16 protein-coding genes and 3 pseudogenes are annotated in these 19536 nt (G+C 60.1%); 5 read left to right on the top strand and 14 right to left on the bottom strand.

Features of this window, described 5'->3' with window-relative positions:
* Positions 1–40: 40 nt before the first annotated feature.
* Positions 41–226 (top strand): annotated as a pseudogene (locus L0U80_RS29340) (IS481 family transposase); the annotation flags it as partial.
* On the opposite strand, the pseudogene L0U80_RS29335 reads toward L0U80_RS29340, so the two are convergent.
* Positions 210–368 (bottom strand): annotated as a pseudogene (locus L0U80_RS29335) (transposase); the annotation flags it as partial. The pseudogenes L0U80_RS29340 and L0U80_RS29335 sit on opposite strands and share 17 nt — an antisense overlap.
* A 490-nt stretch (positions 369–858) precedes the next feature.
* Between L0U80_RS29335 and L0U80_RS29330 the strand changes: the two are divergent.
* Positions 859–1230, top strand: coding sequence for a superantigen-like protein SSL4 (locus L0U80_RS29330; RefSeq protein WP_233874568.1), 372 nt, complete (start codon positions 859–861; stop codon positions 1228–1230).
* Here the strand turns inward: L0U80_RS29330 and tnpC are convergent.
* A pseudogene (tnpC, locus tag L0U80_RS29325) lies at positions 1179–1946 on the bottom strand (IS66 family transposase); the annotation flags it as partial. The gene L0U80_RS29330 and the pseudogene tnpC overlap by 52 nt on opposite strands.
* On the opposite strand from tnpC, the gene L0U80_RS29320 reads away from it, so the two are divergent.
* Positions 1918–2253, top strand: a complete 336-nt coding sequence (locus L0U80_RS29320) for a hypothetical protein (RefSeq protein WP_233874834.1) — start codon at positions 1918–1920, stop codon at positions 2251–2253. The pseudogene tnpC and the gene L0U80_RS29320 sit on opposite strands and share 29 nt — an antisense overlap.
* A gap of 137 nt (positions 2254–2390) precedes the next feature.
* Here L0U80_RS29320 and L0U80_RS29315 read toward each other — a convergent pair whose 3' ends face one another.
* The 12 genes from L0U80_RS29315 to L0U80_RS29260 form a co-directional block, all read right to left on the bottom strand.
* Positions 2391–3629 carry a DKNYY domain-containing protein gene (locus tag L0U80_RS29315; protein WP_233874566.1) on the bottom strand — a complete coding sequence of 413 codons (1239 nt, stop codon included), beginning with the start codon at positions 3627–3629 and terminating at the stop codon, positions 2391–2393.
* Positions 3593–4159 (bottom strand): hypothetical protein, encoded by a 567-nt coding sequence (locus tag L0U80_RS29310; protein WP_233874564.1) that lies wholly within the window; start codon positions 4157–4159, stop codon positions 3593–3595. The genes L0U80_RS29315 and L0U80_RS29310 overlap by 37 nt, the downstream gene beginning before the upstream one ends.
* 243 nt (positions 4160–4402) lie before the next feature.
* A complete protein-coding gene (locus L0U80_RS29305; protein ID WP_233874562.1) occupies positions 4403–6466 on the bottom strand; it encodes an ankyrin repeat domain-containing protein in 2064 nt (687 codons plus the stop codon).
* Between the two features lie 208 nt (positions 6467–6674).
* A complete protein-coding gene (locus L0U80_RS29300; protein WP_233874560.1) occupies positions 6675–7244 on the bottom strand; it encodes a hypothetical protein in 570 nt (189 codons plus the stop codon).
* A gap of 35 nt (positions 7245–7279) precedes the next feature.
* Positions 7280–7681 (bottom strand): hypothetical protein, encoded by a 402-nt coding sequence (locus tag L0U80_RS29295; RefSeq protein WP_233874557.1) that lies wholly within the window; start codon positions 7679–7681, stop codon positions 7280–7282.
* Positions 7678–8745, bottom strand: coding sequence for a hypothetical protein (locus L0U80_RS29290; RefSeq protein WP_233874554.1), 1068 nt, complete (start codon positions 8743–8745; stop codon positions 7678–7680). Before L0U80_RS29290 ends, L0U80_RS29295 begins: the two co-directional genes overlap by 4 nt.
* 346 nt (positions 8746–9091) lie before the next feature.
* Complete coding sequence (locus tag L0U80_RS29285; protein ID WP_233874551.1) at positions 9092–11692, bottom strand: hypothetical protein; 2601 nt, start codon at positions 11690–11692, stop codon at positions 9092–9094.
* Positions 11679–12947 (bottom strand): DUF3142 domain-containing protein, encoded by a 1269-nt coding sequence (locus L0U80_RS29280; protein WP_233874548.1) that lies wholly within the window; start codon positions 12945–12947, stop codon positions 11679–11681. The genes L0U80_RS29285 and L0U80_RS29280 overlap by 14 nt, the downstream gene beginning before the upstream one ends.
* Positions 12948–13140: 193 nt before the next feature.
* The gene (locus L0U80_RS29275; protein ID WP_233874545.1) at positions 13141–13593 is read right to left on the bottom strand and encodes a hypothetical protein; all 453 of its coding nucleotides are present in this window, start codon (positions 13591–13593) and stop codon (positions 13141–13143) included.
* Complete coding sequence (locus tag L0U80_RS29270; protein WP_233874542.1) at positions 13593–14996, bottom strand: phosphatase PAP2/dual specificity phosphatase family protein; 1404 nt, start codon at positions 14994–14996, stop codon at positions 13593–13595. Before L0U80_RS29270 ends, L0U80_RS29275 begins: the two co-directional genes overlap by 1 nt.
* Positions 14993–16762 carry a bifunctional alpha/beta hydrolase/class I SAM-dependent methyltransferase gene (locus tag L0U80_RS29265; protein ID WP_233874539.1) on the bottom strand — a complete coding sequence of 590 codons (1770 nt, stop codon included), beginning with the start codon at positions 16760–16762 and terminating at the stop codon, positions 14993–14995. Before L0U80_RS29265 ends, L0U80_RS29270 begins: the two co-directional genes overlap by 4 nt.
* 45 nt (positions 16763–16807) lie before the next feature.
* Positions 16808–17413 carry a CDP-alcohol phosphatidyltransferase family protein gene (locus L0U80_RS29260; protein ID WP_233874536.1) on the bottom strand — a complete coding sequence of 202 codons (606 nt, stop codon included), beginning with the start codon at positions 17411–17413 and terminating at the stop codon, positions 16808–16810.
* A 342-nt stretch (positions 17414–17755) separates the two neighbouring features.
* On the opposite strand from L0U80_RS29260, the gene L0U80_RS29255 reads away from it, so the two are divergent.
* Together L0U80_RS29255 and L0U80_RS29250 are read left to right on the top strand one after the other, a co-directional pair.
* Positions 17756–18385: a lysophospholipid acyltransferase family protein gene (locus tag L0U80_RS29255; RefSeq protein WP_233874533.1), complete on the top strand. Its 630-nt coding sequence runs from the start codon at positions 17756–17758 to the stop codon at positions 18383–18385.
* Positions 18386–18420: 35 nt separating this feature from the next.
* Positions 18421–19350 carry a phosphatidate cytidylyltransferase gene (locus L0U80_RS29250; RefSeq protein WP_233874530.1) on the top strand — a complete coding sequence of 310 codons (930 nt, stop codon included), beginning with the start codon at positions 18421–18423 and terminating at the stop codon, positions 19348–19350.
* Positions 19351–19536: the final 186 nt, after the last annotated feature.

The following is a 19536-nucleotide window of genomic DNA, read 5'->3' as shown; positions in this document are numbered from 1 at the left end:
TGGAAGTCGCCAAACACCCAGAACCGAGGAAATCAGCCGGATGAACGGCCATAAGAATGCCCGACTCACTTTTGCCCGTCGACTGGAAATGGTCCTCGAAATCACCGAACAAGACGCAAGCGTGACTGACGCTGCTGCGAGCGATGTGGTAACGGCTCCGACTGTGCGCAAGTGGCTTGGCCGACGGCGTCACGGGGCTAGACCGTGTGTTAGGCACTTTTCGTCAGGTTTGCGAAATGAACGAGCATCAGAACGGAAAAGATCACGAACTGAAACCCCGCCAGTGTCTCGGGCAGGCGTTCGTAATCTCGCGTGAGCCGGCGAAAGCGGTTCAGCCAGCCGAAGCTGCGCTCCACCACCCAACGGCGTCAGTATTGTGTCATCCTTCGCGTGCCATAGTTTCATTTGTTGAACGGGATTGATAGCACCAGAATCAACACGCCAGCAGTTCATCGTCTATTCGGCACTCGGCGGCCCGCTATAAACTTTAGCCGGAGTGCGTATGTAAACCACAGTGTGGCTACTGGCGCGACGTAGATTGCGACAACGGCCCAATTGATTAGATCGGAAGTACTGCTGTCGCTTCCGACAAGGACAAAACTGAGGAAAATCCAAGCAAAGGTCAGGCAGGCGGCAAGCTGCGACCAACGTGACATCGTCACTTCCTTGTGTTCTCGCGGATCCGAACCATAACGGTTGTCGTGTTTTTTGGGCGGCAAGCAACAGAGCAAAATCGTTGCGAACTGCGATACCACGGGTATCGTAAAGATTAAGATCTTAATCCCACGCTTTAGGGTAAGCGTGTCATAACGGCCGCCTTGCTTTAGCATTCGGTCTTCTGCTATGAGGACCGAATGCATGTCGCTTGAACCGCTGTTCGTTTCCAATCGGGTTGTTGCCCTCATCGTGCCGAAGGCGCCGTTCGTCGCGTGGATCAACGCAGCGGACCCGGCTCCAGCGAATCCCACCGTCACACTCGCGGATGCGCAGGAGGAGCCGTCAGCCTTTCTGATTCCGACGAGCGGAACCGAGGACCCGGATCAGCCTGGCAAGCGCTGGATTCAGCGTAACTGGAAGGCGCTCTTCGAACACATGCTTGAGGACTGGTACACCGATCCAGCGCTGTGGCCGCGCAACCGGACGATCAAGATGTTCCGGGACTGGTGCGAGATCCGCATTCACTCCATCGTGCTGGACTGCGGCGAGACACCGGTTGAGTACGAGGACTGATCCAGATTCCACGGCAGAAGCGCCTCGATCTGGTTGATCGGGTGATCCGCGATACGCCCGAGCACGCGGCGTAGATATGCTTCAGGATCGACGCCGTTTAGCTTTGCCGTGCCGATCAGGCTGTAGACTGCGGCGGCACGCTCTCCGCCCGAATCCGCGCCGGCGAACAGATAGTTCCGGCGCCCGATAGCCACGCCGCGCAGCGCACGCTCAACCGGCAGGTTGTCGATCTCCAGTTGTCCGTCATCGCCGTAGCGCGTGAGCGCCTCCCACCGGTTCAGGGCATAGAGAATCGCCCGGCTCGTGTCGGATTTGCGCGAGAGCGTTTCCAGCATGGCGGTGAGCCACGCATGGAGTTGATCGAGCAGCGGTCGGGCATGGGCTTGCCGGTATGCACGCCGCTCATCGGGCGGTTTCCCCCGAACCGCTTCCTCGACCCGATACAAGGCGCCAATGCGTTCGAGCGCTTCGGTGTTGAATGCGTTAGGTCGTGCCGCATGTAGTTCGTAAAACTGACGGCGCGCATGCGCCCAGCATGCAGCCTTACGCACACGGCCTGTTTCGTAGATGGCCTGGTAGCCGCCATAAGCATCGGCCTGCAAGGTGCCGCCGAACGGTTCAAGATGCTGCTGCGGGTGGATGCCTTTTCGGTCGGGACTGTACGCGAACCATACGGCGGGCGGCGTCATGTCGCCGGAATTCCGGTCATCGCGCACCGAAAAGCAACGCAAGCAAAAACACTGGAACGCGCTCGCGATCACCAAAAGCACGATACTTATTCTCACGGAAGCGTTTATCCCGGTGCACACTCCCACTCGTATTCATTGTGTCGAGAAACTTGTTGTGGCGGGTGCGTTGGCATCGCAACTCGACTTTCCTATCCTGATCTGCCGGCATCGTGATTGCCTGCTGGCTCATCGTCCTTTTCCTTTGCCCTTGCACCTGCGCCTTATAACGCATAAACCATCTATAGCGGCCCTGTTCAACATTACCGTGGCAACCCAGAATTCTGCATCAGGTTAAATTTCGAGCCTTATCGGATGAGCCTTCGCGGAGATGTGCATGACGAGACGCCAATTACAGCTTTAGCGATTTAGCACAAAAACAATAAATTTTTTGAAAAAATATCGACGGCATCGGTTTCATCTGAACGGCCGCGCCTACCGCTCAACTTCCTGGCCGGGATCATCAACGGCCCGCCCTAAGTCATAACGACCATACCGGTCGCAAGCAGAGGTCCAGCCGTACGCGACAAAAGTCGCGGCATCGGCTCCGGGAATCTGTCGGGCGCCAAAATAAACCGTCGCTCTCTGGCGGGCGTAGCCGGAATTGGCCAGTACTTCAAATTCGTTGGGATCTGCATCCGGAATCACTTCCGCGCAGTAATAAACCTGATTTTCGTCTGTCCAGAAATACGAACCTATAAATCTGAGCGCGCCGGGAATCAAGCCATGGATGATTTCGCCATTGAGCCAGACTTGCTTTTCATCCCCTACAAGGATGTCATTTCCCATGGTGCGAATGATCCGGAAATTCGCCGGCTGCGCATCGTCAAGGATATGCAGATTCGGACAGTAGTCGGAGCCTTCCATGTCATGGCGAAGAAGGTAGACGTGATCCTTGTCTGCGTATAATTCGTCGCCAATATAACGCAGCGAAGCGGCATCCACATGCTGTAGAATCTCGCATCCGTAGCGGAAAATCCGTCCGTTGTTGCAGCTTAGGTCACCCAGAAACGTCGTCATCCTTGGCAACGCGCCCTCTAAGTGGATCAAGCCCCGCTTTGTTTGGACATAGACTGACTTGCTATCTTCGAATAGCCTGTCTTTCACATGAACGAATGAAGTGCCTTCCACCCGGGTGGGGCGCAAGTATTCAAAGTTGTACCTTTTTTCCCATACCGGGATGCCGCCCTGCGATTGAATGGCGTGCAAAACACTTTTAACGTTGCTTTGGGTATTCCTTTTTTTGGGGTAGTTCACCTCATCCGGAATATTCCCCCCATTGGGATAGTCAATGTCCGCGACAGCCCACACGGTATCGGCGCAACGCAATAGCGGCACTCCGTCAGAACTGAAGGGACGCCAACCCTGCATGGAGATGCCGGGTTCAAGCGATTGCACGAGCACCATGTTTGCGTATGCCATCGGATCGCAATACCAGAGATGGCGCGCATCCGCGTAAAAGGCCGAGTCCATCAAATTAGCCGGGGTGACCCGACGAAAAGTTTTTGGGTCTGCGTTTTGCACAGGCTGGTCACCCGGCCAGCGATAAATATCCGCGCCATCTGTCCAGAAAAAACCGTCATATCTGTGAGGTGCCTGGGGGCTCGCGTACAGCGGGCCCAGAGCGACCTGTTTCTTCACTGCGCGCGCCAGTGGCGGAAACAGCGCTGCCACGAGATTGGCCGGGTCGCCCAGGTTGTCCTGGCTGATCCACTCACCAAACCATGCTGGAGGTAGCCGATCATTCGCCGGATCGAGCCGAATACGCGAGGTTTTCCTGGTGATCTCGATACACAATAGATCAGCTCCTGTGTCAAACAGGCGGATAAAAGACGTTTTTTTGCGGTATAGACTTGCGCAAGGCCGCGCAGCAACGCGCAGAGGAAGATCGCGCTTTCCATGACTCCCTTTTCATCGCCGTACCGGGAGCACACCGCAAAATGGAGCGCCTTTGACTGTTCGTCATATTTAAAATGAAGGTGGCCATCGCCAAGCCCGAAACTGTCGACGCAGTAGGTAATCAGTTCGTCGATGACGCTGGGCTGCGTTGGTTCCGCGACGTGGGAGATGCCAGAACCGCTGTGAAACAAGGATTCTGGCCAATCATCGAATGTTGCGGGGGACAGCGGTGCGGACTTCAGCCACCGGCGCAACGCCGGGACACTGATTTCGATATCGGCCAGTATGAAAAGTGGTTCAGCCATTTATTGATAGTCCTTTATCCATAGAGGTTTTCCGAAGCACTGACCGATCTATCCCGCCATGCCTGCCGGCCCGGCCGATGCCGACGAGCGGTAAATCATCGGCGCCGTTCTGCCCATACACGTTGTTGTTGTGATACCCTGGCGGTTTCAAGAGCGAAATGCGACACTTCGCTCTTGAAACCGCCCAGTGTGATACGAGATTGCCCTAAAAATGAAGACCTATGTCTTCAACGCGTGGCTCCCCTATTGGGTCGGCTTCGCTTTGTCCGCAGCCCGCAGCAGGGCTTCCACCTGGCGATACCGTGCGACCAATTCGGCATCACACGCGCAACGCGCCGCACTGTCGCCCTGCTCGTGAACGCGCGCCGGCAGGGGCGGCCAAATTCGGCTCGCGCCGGGAACTTGGGCGCCACGGGCCAGAAGCGCGGCGACCGCCTCCAGATTCGCCGTTAGTGCGGCGCGGGTCAGCGCAGTGGTTCGATCGCTGTCGGCTTCCGTCAAATTCGGGTCCGCGCCGTGCTCCAACAGCACCTTGACCATCGCCGCCTGCACGCTCGGAACCGATCCTGACCAGTCGAACAGATAGATCAAGGGTGTCGATCCGTTCACACTCTGCTGATTCGGGTTGGCTCCAATCGCCAGCAATCGCGCTTGCCTCTCTGCCGCCTTGTTGCTTTTGAACGGCGCCACAGCAAAGATTGGTGTCCGGCCGTATTTGTTCGGCTGATTAACCGCGACGCCAGCTTTCGACAGAAAATCTATGACCTCATTCCCATCAAATTCGCCCAGTGCGCCCGCAGCCTGGTAGAGCGCATTGTCGCCTTCGTCGTCCACCTGGCTAGTCAATGCGGGATTTGCCGCAAGCAAGGCTTGAAGAATGGTCATTTTTGCGGCCGCCTCCTCTGGAGTCAAAGCGTCGAGACTCGCAGCCAGCGGAAACGGATTAACTCTTTGACGGCCGAAGAATTCCGTCTCTGCACCGACCTTGAGCAACGCCTGTACCGTTTCTACATCGTGGTTATAGATGGCTTGTACTAGCGGCGGTGAGAATTCGTCGGCGAGCGCTTTGTTTGGGTCCGCACCGTGCGCAATCAACTGTCGTGCAAATTCACCCTGCTTGGCTTTTAGTGCCGCCAACAGGGGCGTGACGCCAGCCGGATTCGGTTCGTTCACGTCGATGTCCGGATCCGCCAATGTCTGAGCAAGAGCTTCAGAATCCCGTGCAGCTATGGCTCGAAACAGTCCATAGTGAGGATGACAGACCTGTTCATTGAGATGTTTGCTGCCCAAGGCTTGGCTTAATCGAATTGCAGTGACCGGCGGCACTTTTGTCGGCCCCAAGGCGGAACAGTACAGACGATATTCTTCTTCTGCGTACTGCGAGGCGTTTTTGTAGAATCGCGCTTTGCAAACCTGCGGCCCGGTCCGCGCATAAATGTCACCGAGATTAAGATGCGCCACTGTCCGCGTGGGGTCGCGCCGCAGGACCTCCTTCAGCATGTTCAAAGCTGCAAATTGATCGTCGCAACGATCGCCGAGCGACAGGAAGTAGGCCGCGTCGTTGATCTGTCCGATATTGAGTCCGGCGTTGCGCCAGTCGCTGTGAGTTAGCAAAGGCTCCAGGACATTTGATACTTCGGCCCGTTGTCCCGCCACGTGGAACAACCCGCGCGCACGCTCAATCGCATCGGCCCATTCCGAGGACACGGGGCGGGGCGCGATGTGGAAATGGAATTCAGACGGAGGGCCGCCGGCGACCATCTGACTCTCATTGAAGGGATAATTCCGCCACACGTCTCGCAAATCCGCTTCCAATGCCACCGTATCCACGGGCGATGGCGCTTCAACTATCGGCCAGACCGTAACCTCGCCTCGCGACGTTGCGGAGAACGAGAGCATGAGGCCACTCGGAAGCCGGATATAGAATGACGTCGTTCCTGCACAGTCTGCGCTCAGGAGTAGTCGGTCACCCGATAACCTTACGATGCTAGTATTGCCAAGCCGGCCGGCCAAATAACATTCCCCGAGCGGCAAGGGTGCGGATCGCCATACTCGATTCTTGTCGTGATCATAGCCGTCGAGATAAAACAGCCCCGGGCCAAACACGGTAAGCGTATATGGATGATCGGATCCTCCCCCGAAGCTGATCGCACGCTCGCCGACGCCAACATGAAACTGGTTCAGAACAGCCTGCTCTATAAAACCATCTTTTAATTGCGCTCTTGCCACTACGGGTGTTAGCAAAAGCAACGTCACGAGCGCCAGAATGCAATCCGCAAGACGATTTTTTATCTTCATGTTTCTCATGGGCGGGTTCAAGAATGAAGTACAATACTCCGTTAGTTAACGGTGGCGGTTCAAAGCACCAGGTCCGTGGAGTTAGCCAGTCCATGGCCGAATTTCATCTCCCATTCGAGGAGACCCATGCGGTGAGCGGCAACTCGATGACAGCCGGTGGCAGTATTTCGTTGATTGAAGCGGATTCTCCTGCCTGCGCCTGTCGAATTGGCTCTCATCACCCCGGATCGCCCGAGTAAGACCAGCAGCCAATCGCTACGTACCGACGATCGTCTCGACGACCCGGACCCAGCACGATAGCGCGTTCATCTGTTTCACCGCTTACATGCTTTAGCGCTATTCGCCTGAAATAGCTCGCATCGAGATAGTCGGCATATCCGTACGGACTTTCAGCGCCAGACGGCCTCATTTTCAGCCTGTCTTTCAGACTCCGAATCTCGTTTGGCCCGGCAGCCAGTTCAACATAAAGCACATCGACGCTCGTACTGACATCCAAAACCCTACCAGCGGGATATCCAAATACCTTGGTTCCGACGGGAAGCACGTAGGATCCTTCAAAATTTCCGGGACGCTCGACGACACCCAGTCGATCAAACGTCTCGCCGCCTGATTCTTTATTTTCCTCGACAAGGCTGTCCCAAGCTTTGGGTTTGCATAGGACAGCATCTTCCAGCGCAGTACCCAAATCCTTCTTCGTTTTGACAGTGCTTGCCCCCGCAGTAACAGCGACAAATGTGCTCAGTACAAGAAAGAGAAGGGCGACAGTATTACTTTTTATCGATGTCATGATCTGATTTCACCTGAACGGCGTTCCAATTCCACTCAGTACTCTTTGCCCAATGACGCAGGCACTCGATAACGCCCATCGACCTGATCAAAGGTCACTATATATGAGCGATTCCATTTCGTTCCTGTCTCCGCCACCTTCAGTGGATAGACCTCACCGTCCGAGCGGACATCTGGCGTAATCGAGAACTCGCGTTGTTCACACAGTTTCTTCGTTTCGCTGCAGCGAATCGAACCAGTGTTATCGAGTTCCAGATTGATGCGCGACGCGGCTTCTACCAAATTGTCACCATACGGCAGGTAAATCGACCGTACCGTCTGGTTGTAGCCTTCAGATCCGGAATAGTCGTCGATGGAAAAACCAAACAGATGAGGTCCGTACTTCTGGATATGAACCTCTCCTGGCTCACCATTGCGACCGGAAGTCGTCCATGTCAATTCCCTGGAACGGGTTGATACTGGATCACGTTGATTGCCTTGTCGGTTACCAGAAACTGGCCGAGAAAATGGTCTTCAACACCTGCAGGCCTTACGCCGTGGTTTTCAGTCCAGATAAAATAGTGGCTATGACCGTCCACGGTGCATTCGCCAAATACTTTTGATCCGTCAGAAGACATACCAAATGGGTACGAACTCTCGCAGTCTGAAACGAGATCCTTCACTCCCTCCTTTTGGGTCCACCGAAAGGCCTGACTCGATATCGCTCTGTTGGACCCGTTATACGCAGTTCCCACCACAACTGATCCATCTTTCGAAACCCACATATATCGAGGGCCTTCAGAGGGGCCATTTATGTCACGGATATATTGAACACCGTCTTTTCTGGTCCAGCGAAAAGCTATCGCATGCTGCCGGTCGTAGTCGGCAGCCCACCCCACAATTGTTGAGCCGTCGCCCGAAACGGCGAGAGCCTCGGTGTCCGTAAATCCCATCTCCCTGAAAATTCTGTCGTCCGCCAGCGATTGCACCCCTTCCCGTTCTGTCCAATAGAAAGCGTGTGGATCGTAGGCTTCATGCCAGAATGTTCCAATGACGACCGATCCATCATCTGATATCCCGACTGGTTCAACCTGACGCCAGCCCGAACCAAATTTCTGCAATCCTTTCTTTTTAGTTAGCAGAAAGCCCTGTGACGTGCCATCTACGCCACGGACGGCACCACTAGTTGCGGAACCGTCCGCCGAAATGCTGAACGCACGCGATGAGGTTGCGTCACCCAGTGCCAGATTCTGACAACCCGTTCGCGGAGTCCACCGGATAGCGGTTAGCTGATGGCGTTTGTCAGAACGACTTCCGACGAATTTCTCGCTGTTTGCCGACGTCGCCTCCATGTGGATTACATCACCATTCGGAACTTTTATGACAATACTGTGGACAGGCCACTCTCCTTCGGACTGCGCATAGGTGGATGTACTGGCTATGCAGGCGATGATTGATATGGACGAGATGATGAGGGTTGCTACTGGCTGGCGTACTTGTGACATGATCGAAGCAATACTCACGATTTTTTAATATCCATTGGAAGGACAGCCGCAAGGCGTACAGGCAGACGAAGAACACTGCCAAAGATTCACAGGCAGTCGGATGTGTATCGCCACTATCTTCTCGAGGTCTCGCTTGTATCCATAGCACGATGTACCCGATATCGCTGCCCCGTATGTCGATACGCTGAGGCAAAACAAAAAGACCTCCGTGAAGCTCTGCATGGGTAAGATAGTGGTTGACTCCAGGTGGGCACGCCCGGATGGTGCACAACACAGACGAAACCGTTTAACAGGCGCCACGCGGGGGCGACGCCTGGAGGAGCGATCGCAAGCATACGGCCCGGTCCGTGCTTCAGATTCATCTTCACTCCTTTCCCTGATTTGCCGACGGCACGTTTTTAGCGCGCCGCCGATACCCCCATACCGCACCACCGGCGATCAGCAGCAAAACACCCGCACCGGTCAGCGCCACACGCTTGTGATGAGCGCGCACGAAGCGCAAAACGGTGTGCTTCGTCTGCGTCAAGCGGAAATACTTCGCGGCGTGGAAATCCGGCGCGGCGCAGCGAGTGCCAAACGGGCCGCCGCCAAAATCCACATAGGCGCCCCGCTCCACATACTGCTGATAGAAGTGCCGCGCGCGCACCGGATCGTCGTTGAGGGTCCACGCCGCTCCCTGGCACAACACCGCCGCGTAGGCCTGCGAGCGTGGCGGCAACAGATCTGCAGCGTGCTGCACGTCATCAGCGGCGATGCTGCGGTAGTGGTAACGCATGTACGGTTTGCTCTCGCTGGCCGCGTAACGCGCCTTCTCGCCGTCGGTCACGAACGGGCCGCGCAATGCCGCTTGAGCGCGTGCCACTGGATTGTCGACGGGCGGCGGCGGATTGGCGTCCGGATTCGCGTCGTCGCCGAAAGCGTCAACCCTGTCGCGTCCCGATCCGCCTGCGTACGAACCACCGACATCGGTGTAATCTGGGTCCTGCTCGTAGCCCATCAACTCCATGCCGTTCCGCCTGGCAAGCGTCGCAGCGTCGAACCACGCCTGCGCACGCGTGGTCCTGAACCACCCGTGCTGCGCCGTGTGCAGCACCGCGCCATAGCGTTGCGTCAAAGCGCGAAATGCATTCGGATGCACCTGCGACTGGCCTTTGGCATCGTAGGTGACGCTCTGGTAACGCGGATCGCCGTCCTGCGGGAAATAGGGCAGCGCCTCATCGATACGGCCATCGCGCACAAGCCGGCGCGCGAGCAGATAGCGCAGCGTGTCGCCCGTCGTGACGGGCGCAGTCTGCGCGTTGGGGTCAGCGCCCGGCGCGGGCGACTTCGATGCGCTCGCATGGGCATCGACGAAAGTCTTGAGTTCGTCGGTCGTCAGCACGCGCTCCGCGACATAGGCCATGTCGCCTGCGTAGTTGATGTCGTAAGGAGGTATGGTTTCACTCTTCTGCACTGCACTGTAGAACAAGCCCAGTGCCTCGACATATTGACCGCGCGCGAGCGTTAGCACGCCCCGCTCGCCTTCAACGAGCAATGTGCCCGTCGGCTCGACGCTCGTGTCGTTGGCGGGGAACGCCTGCGATGCCGCCGCATAGGCCCGCAGCGCCCCGTCCGTATCGCCGTGACGCAAGGCCAGCTTCGCGCGCACCCAGTTCGCGAGCGCGCTGTTCTGCCCGGCGAGCAGCTTCGATGCCAGATCGTAGCGGCCGATGCGATACGCGAGCGCCGCGAGCTGATCCGCCCGGCCGATATGTGTCAGTCCACGCGCGCGGATCGCCTCGACGAGCGCCGCGAGTCGCGGATTGGCTGTCGTTTTGCGACCGCCACGCGCGGCGTCGTTGTAACCCGACGGCCCAACCGTGGTGTCCCAGCCGCCGCGGTAGTCATTCGCGCTCGCCGGGTCGCCGTTCTCGATGTCGCCGACGCGCGCCAGCGCGAAGCTCACCAGAAGATGTTGTGAGACAGGATCGTCAATCAGCGCGCCAGCGCGTCGCGCATCGGCCAGCGCCCAGTCCGCGATGAACGTCAGCGACTCGACGCCGGTGTTCGTGCCGCGCGCCGCCTGCTGCGCATAGAGTCCGATCGCGTGCTTGAGTCCGGCGGCGGGAATCGCGGCCGCGCACGGCGTCGCATTGACGAAGCTCAGCCAGTTGCAGGCATCGCCATGCGTCGCGTTGCGCAGGTCGAGCAGCGCTTCGTCGCCGTAGCTGCTAACGGCAATGCCCAGCGGATCCGGCGCCCCTCGCAAGGCAAACACACGTACCCGCACGAACGCGTCATGCGCAGCGCGCAGGGACGTCGCGCACGATGCCCCCACTCCGCATTGCAGTGCCTGTGCGCTCGCCAGCTGCGCCAGCTCGTCGGCCGCGATCAAACCGACTTGCGCGCTCTGTGCCGGCGGCAGCGCCAGCACGGCGTCAAGGCGCGCGGCGGCGCGCTGGGTCGCCACGGCAGGATCCGGGCAGGTGATTTTCTTTGGTGGCGCAGTCTCGCCAGTCGCTGCGGGTGTCGTCGAAGAGGCGGCCGATGTTGCGCTCGCCGCCTCGGCATCGCACGGCTGGTCCGCCAACTTCAGATCAACCCGCGCGGCTGCTTCGAGCCGTTGCCCTTCCGGCACGCTCGCGCCCAGCGCGTAAGCCGCGTCGCCGTCGGCGGCATCCGCCATCCGCCTGAGCAACGCAACCTGCTGCGCTGACAAGCCCTGCTCCAGCACCTTCGTCGTATCGATCACTCCGTTGTCGCCGCCGTCTATTTTTTGAGCGGGCAACTTCAATGCGTTGTCTGGTGTCACGAGATGCGCGGCTTCGTAAGCGAAGGAATTCGACGGCGTGCCGAACAACGTGGCCGCGCGGTTGTCCAGCAACTGCATCGGGAAAAACGGCCCGCACGCATAGACTAGCGTGCCGCCGGCAACGAGCAGCGTGATGGCGCCGACTGTAAGCGCCGGCGTCTTAAGGTTCGACATGAAAAGTGACCTTGCTGGAAGGAGCCGTGCTGCATCGCAGCCAGCCGATGTTGAGTTGATTACCGGCGCGCAGCAGGCCGGGCTGGGCGCGCCGCAGCAGCATGCCTTGCGCGTCGTAATCGAGCGCGTAGCCGTTGATGCCGTCGCCCACCGTGCAGGTGCGCGCGAGGCGCACGATGCGCGGCAGCGGCATATCGGCGTTGCCGCGCGCGACGAGCGACACGTCGTAGAGCCCGGCCTGCGTGGACGGATGCGCAATGACGTCGAGCTGTCCGGACAGTGAATCGCGCGCAAGCACCGCGCGCCACGTCGCGAGACTCCACGCACGTGCATCCGCGTCGGTCGGCAACCGGAACCAGACGATGCCCGCGAGCCCGCGCGGACGTTGGCTATCGAGACGTGCAACGAACGCACGCACGACATCGGGGGAGGCGACAAGTTCATGCGCGACGCCGCCTGGATAGAGCGTGGGACGCTCGCTTTCGATCGCGACGATGCGGCCATCGACGCCCCACGTTACGCGGGAACCATAAGCGGGCAGTGCCACGCGCCACGGCCGCGAGGTGCGCTGCGCGAACGCTGCGGCCCAGCGAAAGGCACGCTCGGGATCGAACAGACCTTCGACGGGATTCATGACGGCGTGGAGTTGAAGCACGGCCTCATCGCTCGAGGCAAGCAGGACGTCCAGTTCGGGACTCTGGAGCCAGGTCGGTAGTGCAGTGACCGTCAGATGGATCGCGCCGTCCGTACTGATTGCTCCGCGTAACGTTTGCAGGAAACGCGCGTAATCGGCGAGGTGCGAGGTCGCACAGTCGTAGTCGATTTCGACGCCCGCAACCGTTACGCCGCGTGCACGCCACGTTGCGAGACGCACGGCGATGTCGGTGGCCAACGCCGCGCCGTCCCAACGCTCGACGTGCCCATCTATGCGAAATACCGCAGTTACGGGAGCGTTCAAGGCGGAGAGCGCCCGCCAGTCCGGCGATACGCTCGACCACCGCTCACCCCCAGGGCCGCTGTCGTATTCGGCAGCCAGGATGTGCCAGCCTTGCACGGGGCCCGTCGATTCGCGCAGCGCATCGACGACAGCGGGCGTCCAGATGCGCTGCCAGATGTAGGCATCATTCGGCAATCGCGCATGCGCCTGCGGCCCTGATGCGTGCAACAGCGCAACGACGAGCCACGCAGCGAGCGAGCACGCGATCAGCCCCACACCGACGCACGTGCATCGCGACAGGCTTCGCAATGAGTTCATCGCATGCGGCGTGCAGACCACGCGACGAGAACAACAGGCTGGATCATGGCGAGGTCATTCGTTCCGGATCTACGCTGTGAGAAGAGCCAGAGAGGCGTTGATCGGAGCAGCCCCTGCTCGCCGCTGCGGAACCCTTCGCGATTGAGCGACCCGTCGCGCAGCTTGCTGACTTGCCATCATAGACGTGCCTTCGTCACAATCCTCGCGTAGCGATCGCTCCACCGACAACCAGCCACTGTACGACGGCAATCACCACACTCCCTCGCAGCAGCCTGACCGCACCCTGCACCCGCATGTCCAGCGGGCGGCCTACCTTTGCGGCATTCATCCAGCCAAGCGCGATCAACGCTTCGTCCAGTCCCGCCAACGACTCGTCGACCACAACGCCCTGCAACCGTGCTGGGTCGGCCAGCACCGCGAACAGCCGCCGGTCAATCGCGATCCGCACGGCGTACCACAGGGCCGCAACGCCAGACACCGTACTGACGCTCACCAGCAGCGCGCGCACCAGCAGCACCTGCTCCCCGCTTGCCGCAGTCCAGTATCCCGCAGCCGCTGCGCAAAGCGCCACCGCGCTCACCCAGCAGCCGGCGTCGAGCACGCCGCGGGCAGCGGCGATCTGGAACGGTGCGGGCCCGTCGCGCATCACGCGCCTCCCCTCGGTGCCCGGCGATCGATCCACTCCTGCAACACGGCGATGCTCCTGTCCGACCACACCGCGCGTGGCTGCATTGCCCGCACAGCAGCGAGCGCGTCGCATGCATCGAGCAGGTCGCGTCGCATCGCCAGCCACGCGGCCGCGCACAGTGCGCTGCGCCCATAGCCGAGCGCGCAGCAGACGAGTACGTCGCGCCCACCCTCATGCAACTCTTCGAGTGCGGCAACCGCCTGCTGCAACTGCCAGTACGACGGCACGACGAGATCGAGCTGTGGCACGGCCACGTACGCGAACGACGCGTCGCCCCCCGTCCATCGCGGCATCTCAGCGGTCAGATCGACGAGGCCGGTAAAGCCGTGCCGCCGCAGATCATGCGAGGTCGGGGCGCGGCCAATTGACACGCGCGCGTCGATCCGTACGGGCTGCGGCCGCCGGAACGTCCACGCACGTGAATTGACGAATGCGCCCACGATCGTTGGCGCGAACAGCAGCAGCATGAACGGCGAGAAATGCCCCTGCGCATCCTTCTGGAACGCAGCCGGCGCGCCACGCCAGTAGATCGACGCGACACACGCGAGTGACAGCGCAACCCAACCTGCGACGAGCGCCCAGCCAACCGCGCCCGGCACGCAGGCGACTGCGAGGCACAAGACAGCGAATGCTGCAAGCGCATAGCGTCGGGCGACCACACGGCTTTCCGCCGTTGGCACCTCATTGCCGCCCGGTGACCGGCCACCGGCGTCGCGCAGCGGGAACAGGAACAGTGCGAGCCAGCCAACCGCAGCACCGGTCGGCACATCGATCGCATGATGCTGCCAGGTTGTGAGCACCGAGACGCCAATCGCCGTGAACCATAGATGCAGCACGACGCGCGCCGCCGGGTTGCGCAGATGCTTCGCATAAACGGCCCAGAGCACGACTAGCAACCCGATGTGCAGGGACGGTGCCTGGTTGTATGGCTTGTCGAAACCCATCAGCAGTGTGAACAGCGTGCCCGCGACGCCACCCGCATCGGGCCGCTCAAAACCGAAACGCAGCGGCCACGCGATGAAGCACACGACCGAGATCAACTGAACGGTCAACAGACGCTTTACGTGATCGAGCAGATCGTCACGCCGTGACCAGAAAAAGAACGACAGCGCGTACAGCAGATCGATCGACCAGTACGGCACGATTGTCCAGGGTACGAACGGAATCACATGCTCCCAGCCGAACGCGAAAGTGGGCACCGACGCACGCTGCGAAGCCAGCCAGTTCGCGAAACCATAGGTCGAGAAGAACACCGCGCCCATCGCCGCGAGCCAGCCGAAGCGCAGCATGAGCGACGCTTCGTGCTTGCCTTCTGCTACGTCGCCGACGAAGCCCCTCGCATCGCCGCCGGCGTCGCTCATGTCGGGCTCACCCGCTGCGCGAGGCTGACAGTAAAAATGCCCATCGCGTCGATTCGCTGGTCAAGCTTGCGGAACCCCGCGCACGTGACCAGTTCGTCCATCTCGGCCTGCGAGCGGCGGCGCATCACCCAGGTTGCATCGCCGCGGTGGTTGTTCAGCGCGCGGGCGATGAATTCGAGCTGCGGATGCCACGGCTGGCCGGTGTAGACGAGGTAGCCACCGGCTGGTACCGCCTGCGCAAGTCCGTGCAACGAGCGCTCGATCAGGGCGTTCTCGCCGAACAGCTCATAGAGGCCGGACACAATCGCAAGCGTCGGCTGTGGATCAAGTGCGGCGAGCGACGCTGCGTCAAATGCGTCGCCACGCTCGAAGCGCGCGATCTGCTCGAGGCCGCGCTGGGCGATCAGCACCCGCCCAGCCTCAATGTTCGGCGGGCTGTAGTCGCGCAGCACGATGCCGTCCGGCGCGGCGCCATTGTGCCCGGCCGCCGCCGCAATCGCATCGAGCACATAGCGGCCATGCCCCGCGGCGATGTCGACGATCCTCACCGCGACGCCATCGCGTTGCAACCGGCCAATCGCCACACCAATCAGTTGTTCGAGGTGCACCTTGCGCTGACGGATGCCGACCCAGCCTGGCGAATCAAGATAGGCACGATCGATCAGTTTTCCGATCCCCAACCTCCCCTGTGCATGGTTGCGGTACACATAGTCGAGCGTCGAACCCGAATCGAAGCCCAGCTTCAACCCGAGCGCGACGCCGTCCGACAGCCAGCCGCCGGCCTTCAGCGAGGCCCGTGTCGCCGCCCAGTACGCTCGCGCGAGCAGGTTCGCGGGTGGCCGCTTCAGTGCCATGTACTCATCGTGGAAAGGTCCTCCCCGGTCGGCATCAGCGAGCGACACGCGCGGACTGGGCGCATCGAATTCGCGCAGCACGAACGCCCGCAGCGGTGCAAGCGCCTGTGCCCGGTTGCGCTCGCCGAGCGTGTCGTGGTAGAAGCCCGGCAGCACGATGCGCTCCTTGCGCGCCGAACCGAGCCGCTCGAAGAAACGATCCTGCGGGCCACGGTGCACGACCCAGTCGGCGCCAGAGATCAGCAACTGCGTCGGCACGGTAATCGCAGCCGCATCGGCGACGATGCGTTTCGCAGTGTCATGCAGATCAAGCAGCATGTTGACCGCGATGGGCCGCGTGATCAGCGGGTCCGCCGCATAGCTCGCGATCCGTTCGGGGTCGTGCGTCAGAAATTTTGGCTTCACGTAGCTGTTCACGTAGAACAGGCCGCGTAGCCTGTGCATCAGCCGCAGGCCCGGCAGCGCGAACGGCACGTACAGCTTGATGTGAAACGCCGGCGACGCGACGGCAAGGCAGCGGATCGATGGTGCGTAGTCGTGCGCCCATGTGGCCGCGAGTACCGCACCGACACTCTGGCCAACCACGGCCATATCCCCGATTGCGATGTCGTACGCGTCCCGAATATGCTCGACAAACGTCTGCAGATCCCGCACCGACGTGGCCACGCCCGGGCTGTAGCCGCGCGCGCCGGGCGAATGGCCGTGGCCGCGCGCGTCCCACGCGAAGAATGCGAAGTCAGGCAGGTCCAGTTCGTCGACGAGATGCGCAACCCGTCCTGAATGCTCGTGGCCGCGATGCAGCAGCACAATCGCGCCGCGGCAGGCCGCGTTCGTCGCGGGCCAGTGACGGTAGAACAGCTTCTCGCCATCGTGAGTGATGAACTCCGCCTCGTGGGCGACACGTACGCTCATGCTCGCTCTCTCATTCCGTCGTTCGAATCAATTTCGCCGCCGCAATCATCCACCAGCTTCAGCGATCCCCGCCTGCGCACGTCGCACGGCCGTCAGGAGCGACAACACGATCAACAGACGCCAGACCCACACCGCGATGACACCGACTGGCAAACCCACGCCGAGCCACAGCGCAAACGCACCGAGCGCGAGCGCCCGGTCACTCTTGCCAAACGGGCCATCATACCGACGGCTTGCGCCGACGAGTGGACCAATCAGCCCGGCACATTCGACAACGATCGCCACCAGCGCGAACAGCCAGACATCGGGCGACCGAAAGCCAGGGGCGGCAAGGAACGGCAGTATGAGCGCAACGTCAGACACAATGTCGCCGAGTTCATTCAGGTAGGCACCAGTCGTACTTTTCTGTCCGTGCTCCCGCGCAAGCATCCCGTCGATCGCATTGAGCGCCATCCGCACGAACAACCACAGCGGAATCAACAGAAACAGCCCAAATGCCATAGACCCCAGGCTGGCGAGTGCGCCGACGGCGATCGAGCCGACGGCGGCGAACAGCGTGACCTGGTTCGCGGTGACACCGTGCTCCGCGAGTGAAATGGTCAACGGACGCAGCAGATTCTGGAATTTTGGTTTGAGTGTGTAAAGGCTCATTTCGTTTCGCACGAGCGGAACAGTGGGACTCGTCAGGAGAGGGAAGTTGGTCGGATTTATTCAACGGCTGTGCGAAAGACGTTACTATTATCGGCAACATCACAAACGTCAACAGTCAACAAATGTGTTTTAAAAGAATAGTCATCCTGTCAACATTCCGTGTCACTGAAATTAGTTAAATATCTTTAATTTGCTGTGCAGAAGTCAGGAGTATGCGTGAAAGCGATCGGCTGCTGGTATCGCGAAAAATCGAATGATGCAGAAGAAGGGATCGCCTCCAGCGTAATTTATTCCTTATGCGACGGCTAACCTGAGCCTGTCTGGCCAACACTACACCTACCCATGAAACTTTGGCATGTCTGGCAACGCGACTTCCTGCTGATGATCGTGCGGTTCGTCGCGGGCGCCTATCCCGTCTGGCACCAGACGCCGCCTTGCGGGTCGCAGAAGATCTACTTCTCGAATCATACGAGCCATATTGATACGCTTGCGATCCTTGCCGCGCTGCCGCGCGACGTGCGCGCCGTCGTGCGGCCGGTCGCCGCGCGAGACTACTGGGACAGCAGCACGCTCAAACGCCATATTGCGCAGAAGCTGCTGAACGTCGTGCTGATCGATCGTCACCGTGAATCGGGTGGCGACCCGCTCGATCCCGTGCGCGCAGCGCTCGCCCAGGGCCATTCGATCATTATTTTCCCGGAGGGCACGCGCGGCGCCGATGCGCTGCCGCAGCCATTCAGAAGCGGGCTGTTTCATCTCGCGAGTGAATTCCCGACCGTCCCGCTTGCCCCCGTCTATCTCGAAAATTTGCAGCGAATCATGCCAAAAGGCGCAATCTGGCCCGTGCCGCTGATCTGCAAGGTGCACTTCGGCGCGAACGAAACGCGCGACGAACAGGAAGGCAAGGCGTCCTTCCTCGCCCGCATGCAAGATGCGATCGTTGCGCTCGCTCCGCACCGGTCGGCAGGCTGAGTACGGCGCCATTCCCTCTCATCCGGATTTCGATCATGCGAACACTTTTCTGGGAACTGGTCGCGGGCGTCACGGGCCTGCTGGCTGTCGCGACCGTCATCGGCGCGATCCTCGGGGCACGCAACAGTGGCACAAGCACGACCATCGTCAACCTGAACCAGCGCATCCGCGCATGGTGGGCGATGATCGCGGTGATGGCGATTGCGATTGGCTTGGGCAACACCGCCACATACTTCGTGTTCGCGCTGCTGTCTTACCTCACGCTGCGCGAATTCATCACGCTGACACCCACAACGGCGAGCGACCACACTACCCTCTTCATTGCGTTCTTCATCGCGATTCCCGTTCAGTACCTGCTGCTCGCGATCAACTGGTACGGCATGTATTCGATCTTCGTGCCGGTACACCTGTTCTTCGCGATGTCGCTCGTGTCGGCGCTTACTCAGGACACAAGCGAATTCCTGAGCCGCAACGCGAAGATCAACTGGGCACTGATGGTCTGCGTCTACGGGCTTAGCTACGCGCCCGCCGTGCTGATCCTCGACATTCCCCATTACGCTGGCCATAACGCGCTGCTGCTGTTCTATTTCCTGCTCGTCGTGCAGATCAGCGACGTGCTCCAGTACGTGGTCGGCAAACTGTTCGGACGACGCAAGATCGCCCCGCGCCTGTCGCCGTCGAAGACAGTCGAAGGCTTCGTCGGCGGCGGCCTGCTGGCGACGCTGTGCGGCGCCGCGCTCTATCGCGTAACACCATTCACCTTTGAAGCCGCGTTCGGCATCTCCCTTGTGATCGTGATTGCGGGCTTCGTCGGCGGGCTCGTGCTGTCGGCCGTCAAACGCTCGCTCGGTACAAAGGACTGGGGCTCGATGATCGCCGGGCACGGCGGGATGCTTGACCGGGTCGATTCGATCTGTTTTGCCGCGCCGGTTTTCTTTCACCTTGTGCGATACCTGTACGTTTGACACTCAACATATGCGTATAGGGGTGACGGCGCGCCTTGCCCGGCGTAATGCTTCGCGATCGTTTTGAGCGGGGAACGCCCAAAAGCATTGTCACCGGGGATAACGCATGAACGCGGTACCGTTGCGCTAACGAGGCCGAGGCTCGCCGCCCGGCCCTGCACTGCGTGGAATCAGGCGCGCCCGTCG

The organism is Paraburkholderia adhaesiva (assembly GCF_021390575.1).
Classification (GTDB): Bacteria; Pseudomonadota; Gammaproteobacteria; order Burkholderiales; family Burkholderiaceae; genus Paraburkholderia; species Paraburkholderia adhaesiva.
Note: the sequence above shows the minus strand (reverse complement) of the source record. Positions and strands in the feature narration are given on the sequence as shown.

Bases quoted from the DNA above. Each gene is read 5' to 3' on its own strand.
- L0U80_RS29330 (WP_233874568.1), top strand. From the start codon at position 859: ATGTCGCTTGAACCGCTGTTCGTTTCCAATCGGGTTGTTGCCCTCATC.
- L0U80_RS29320 (WP_233874834.1), top strand. From the start codon at position 1,918: ATGTCGCCGGAATTCCGGTCATCGCGCACCGAAAAGCAACGCAAGCAA.
- L0U80_RS29310 (WP_233874564.1), bottom strand. From the start codon at position 4,159: ATGGCTGAACCACTTTTCATACTGGCCGATATCGAAATCAGTGTCCCG.
- L0U80_RS29305 (WP_233874562.1), bottom strand. From the start codon at position 6,466: ATGAGAAACATGAAGATAAAAAATCGTCTTGCGGATTGCATTCTGGCG.
- L0U80_RS29300 (WP_233874560.1), bottom strand. From the start codon at position 7,244: ATGACATCGATAAAAAGTAATACTGTCGCCCTTCTCTTTCTTGTACTG.
- L0U80_RS29285 (WP_233874551.1), bottom strand. From the start codon at position 11,692: ATGTCGAACCTTAAGACGCCGGCGCTTACAGTCGGCGCCATCACGCTG.
- L0U80_RS29280 (WP_233874548.1), bottom strand. From the start codon at position 12,947: ATGAACTCATTGCGAAGCCTGTCGCGATGCACGTGCGTCGGTGTGGGG.
- L0U80_RS29275 (WP_233874545.1), bottom strand. From the start codon at position 13,593: ATGCGCGACGGGCCCGCACCGTTCCAGATCGCCGCTGCCCGCGGCGTG.
- L0U80_RS29270 (WP_233874542.1), bottom strand. From the start codon at position 14,996: ATGAGCGACGCCGGCGGCGATGCGAGGGGCTTCGTCGGCGACGTAGCA.
- L0U80_RS29265 (WP_233874539.1), bottom strand. From the start codon at position 16,762: ATGAGCGTACGTGTCGCCCACGAGGCGGAGTTCATCACTCACGATGGC.
- L0U80_RS29260 (WP_233874536.1), bottom strand. From the start codon at position 17,413: ATGAGCCTTTACACACTCAAACCAAAATTCCAGAATCTGCTGCGTCCG.
- L0U80_RS29255 (WP_233874533.1), top strand. From the start codon at position 17,756: ATGAAACTTTGGCATGTCTGGCAACGCGACTTCCTGCTGATGATCGTG.
- L0U80_RS29250 (WP_233874530.1), top strand. From the start codon at position 18,421: ATGCGAACACTTTTCTGGGAACTGGTCGCGGGCGTCACGGGCCTGCTG.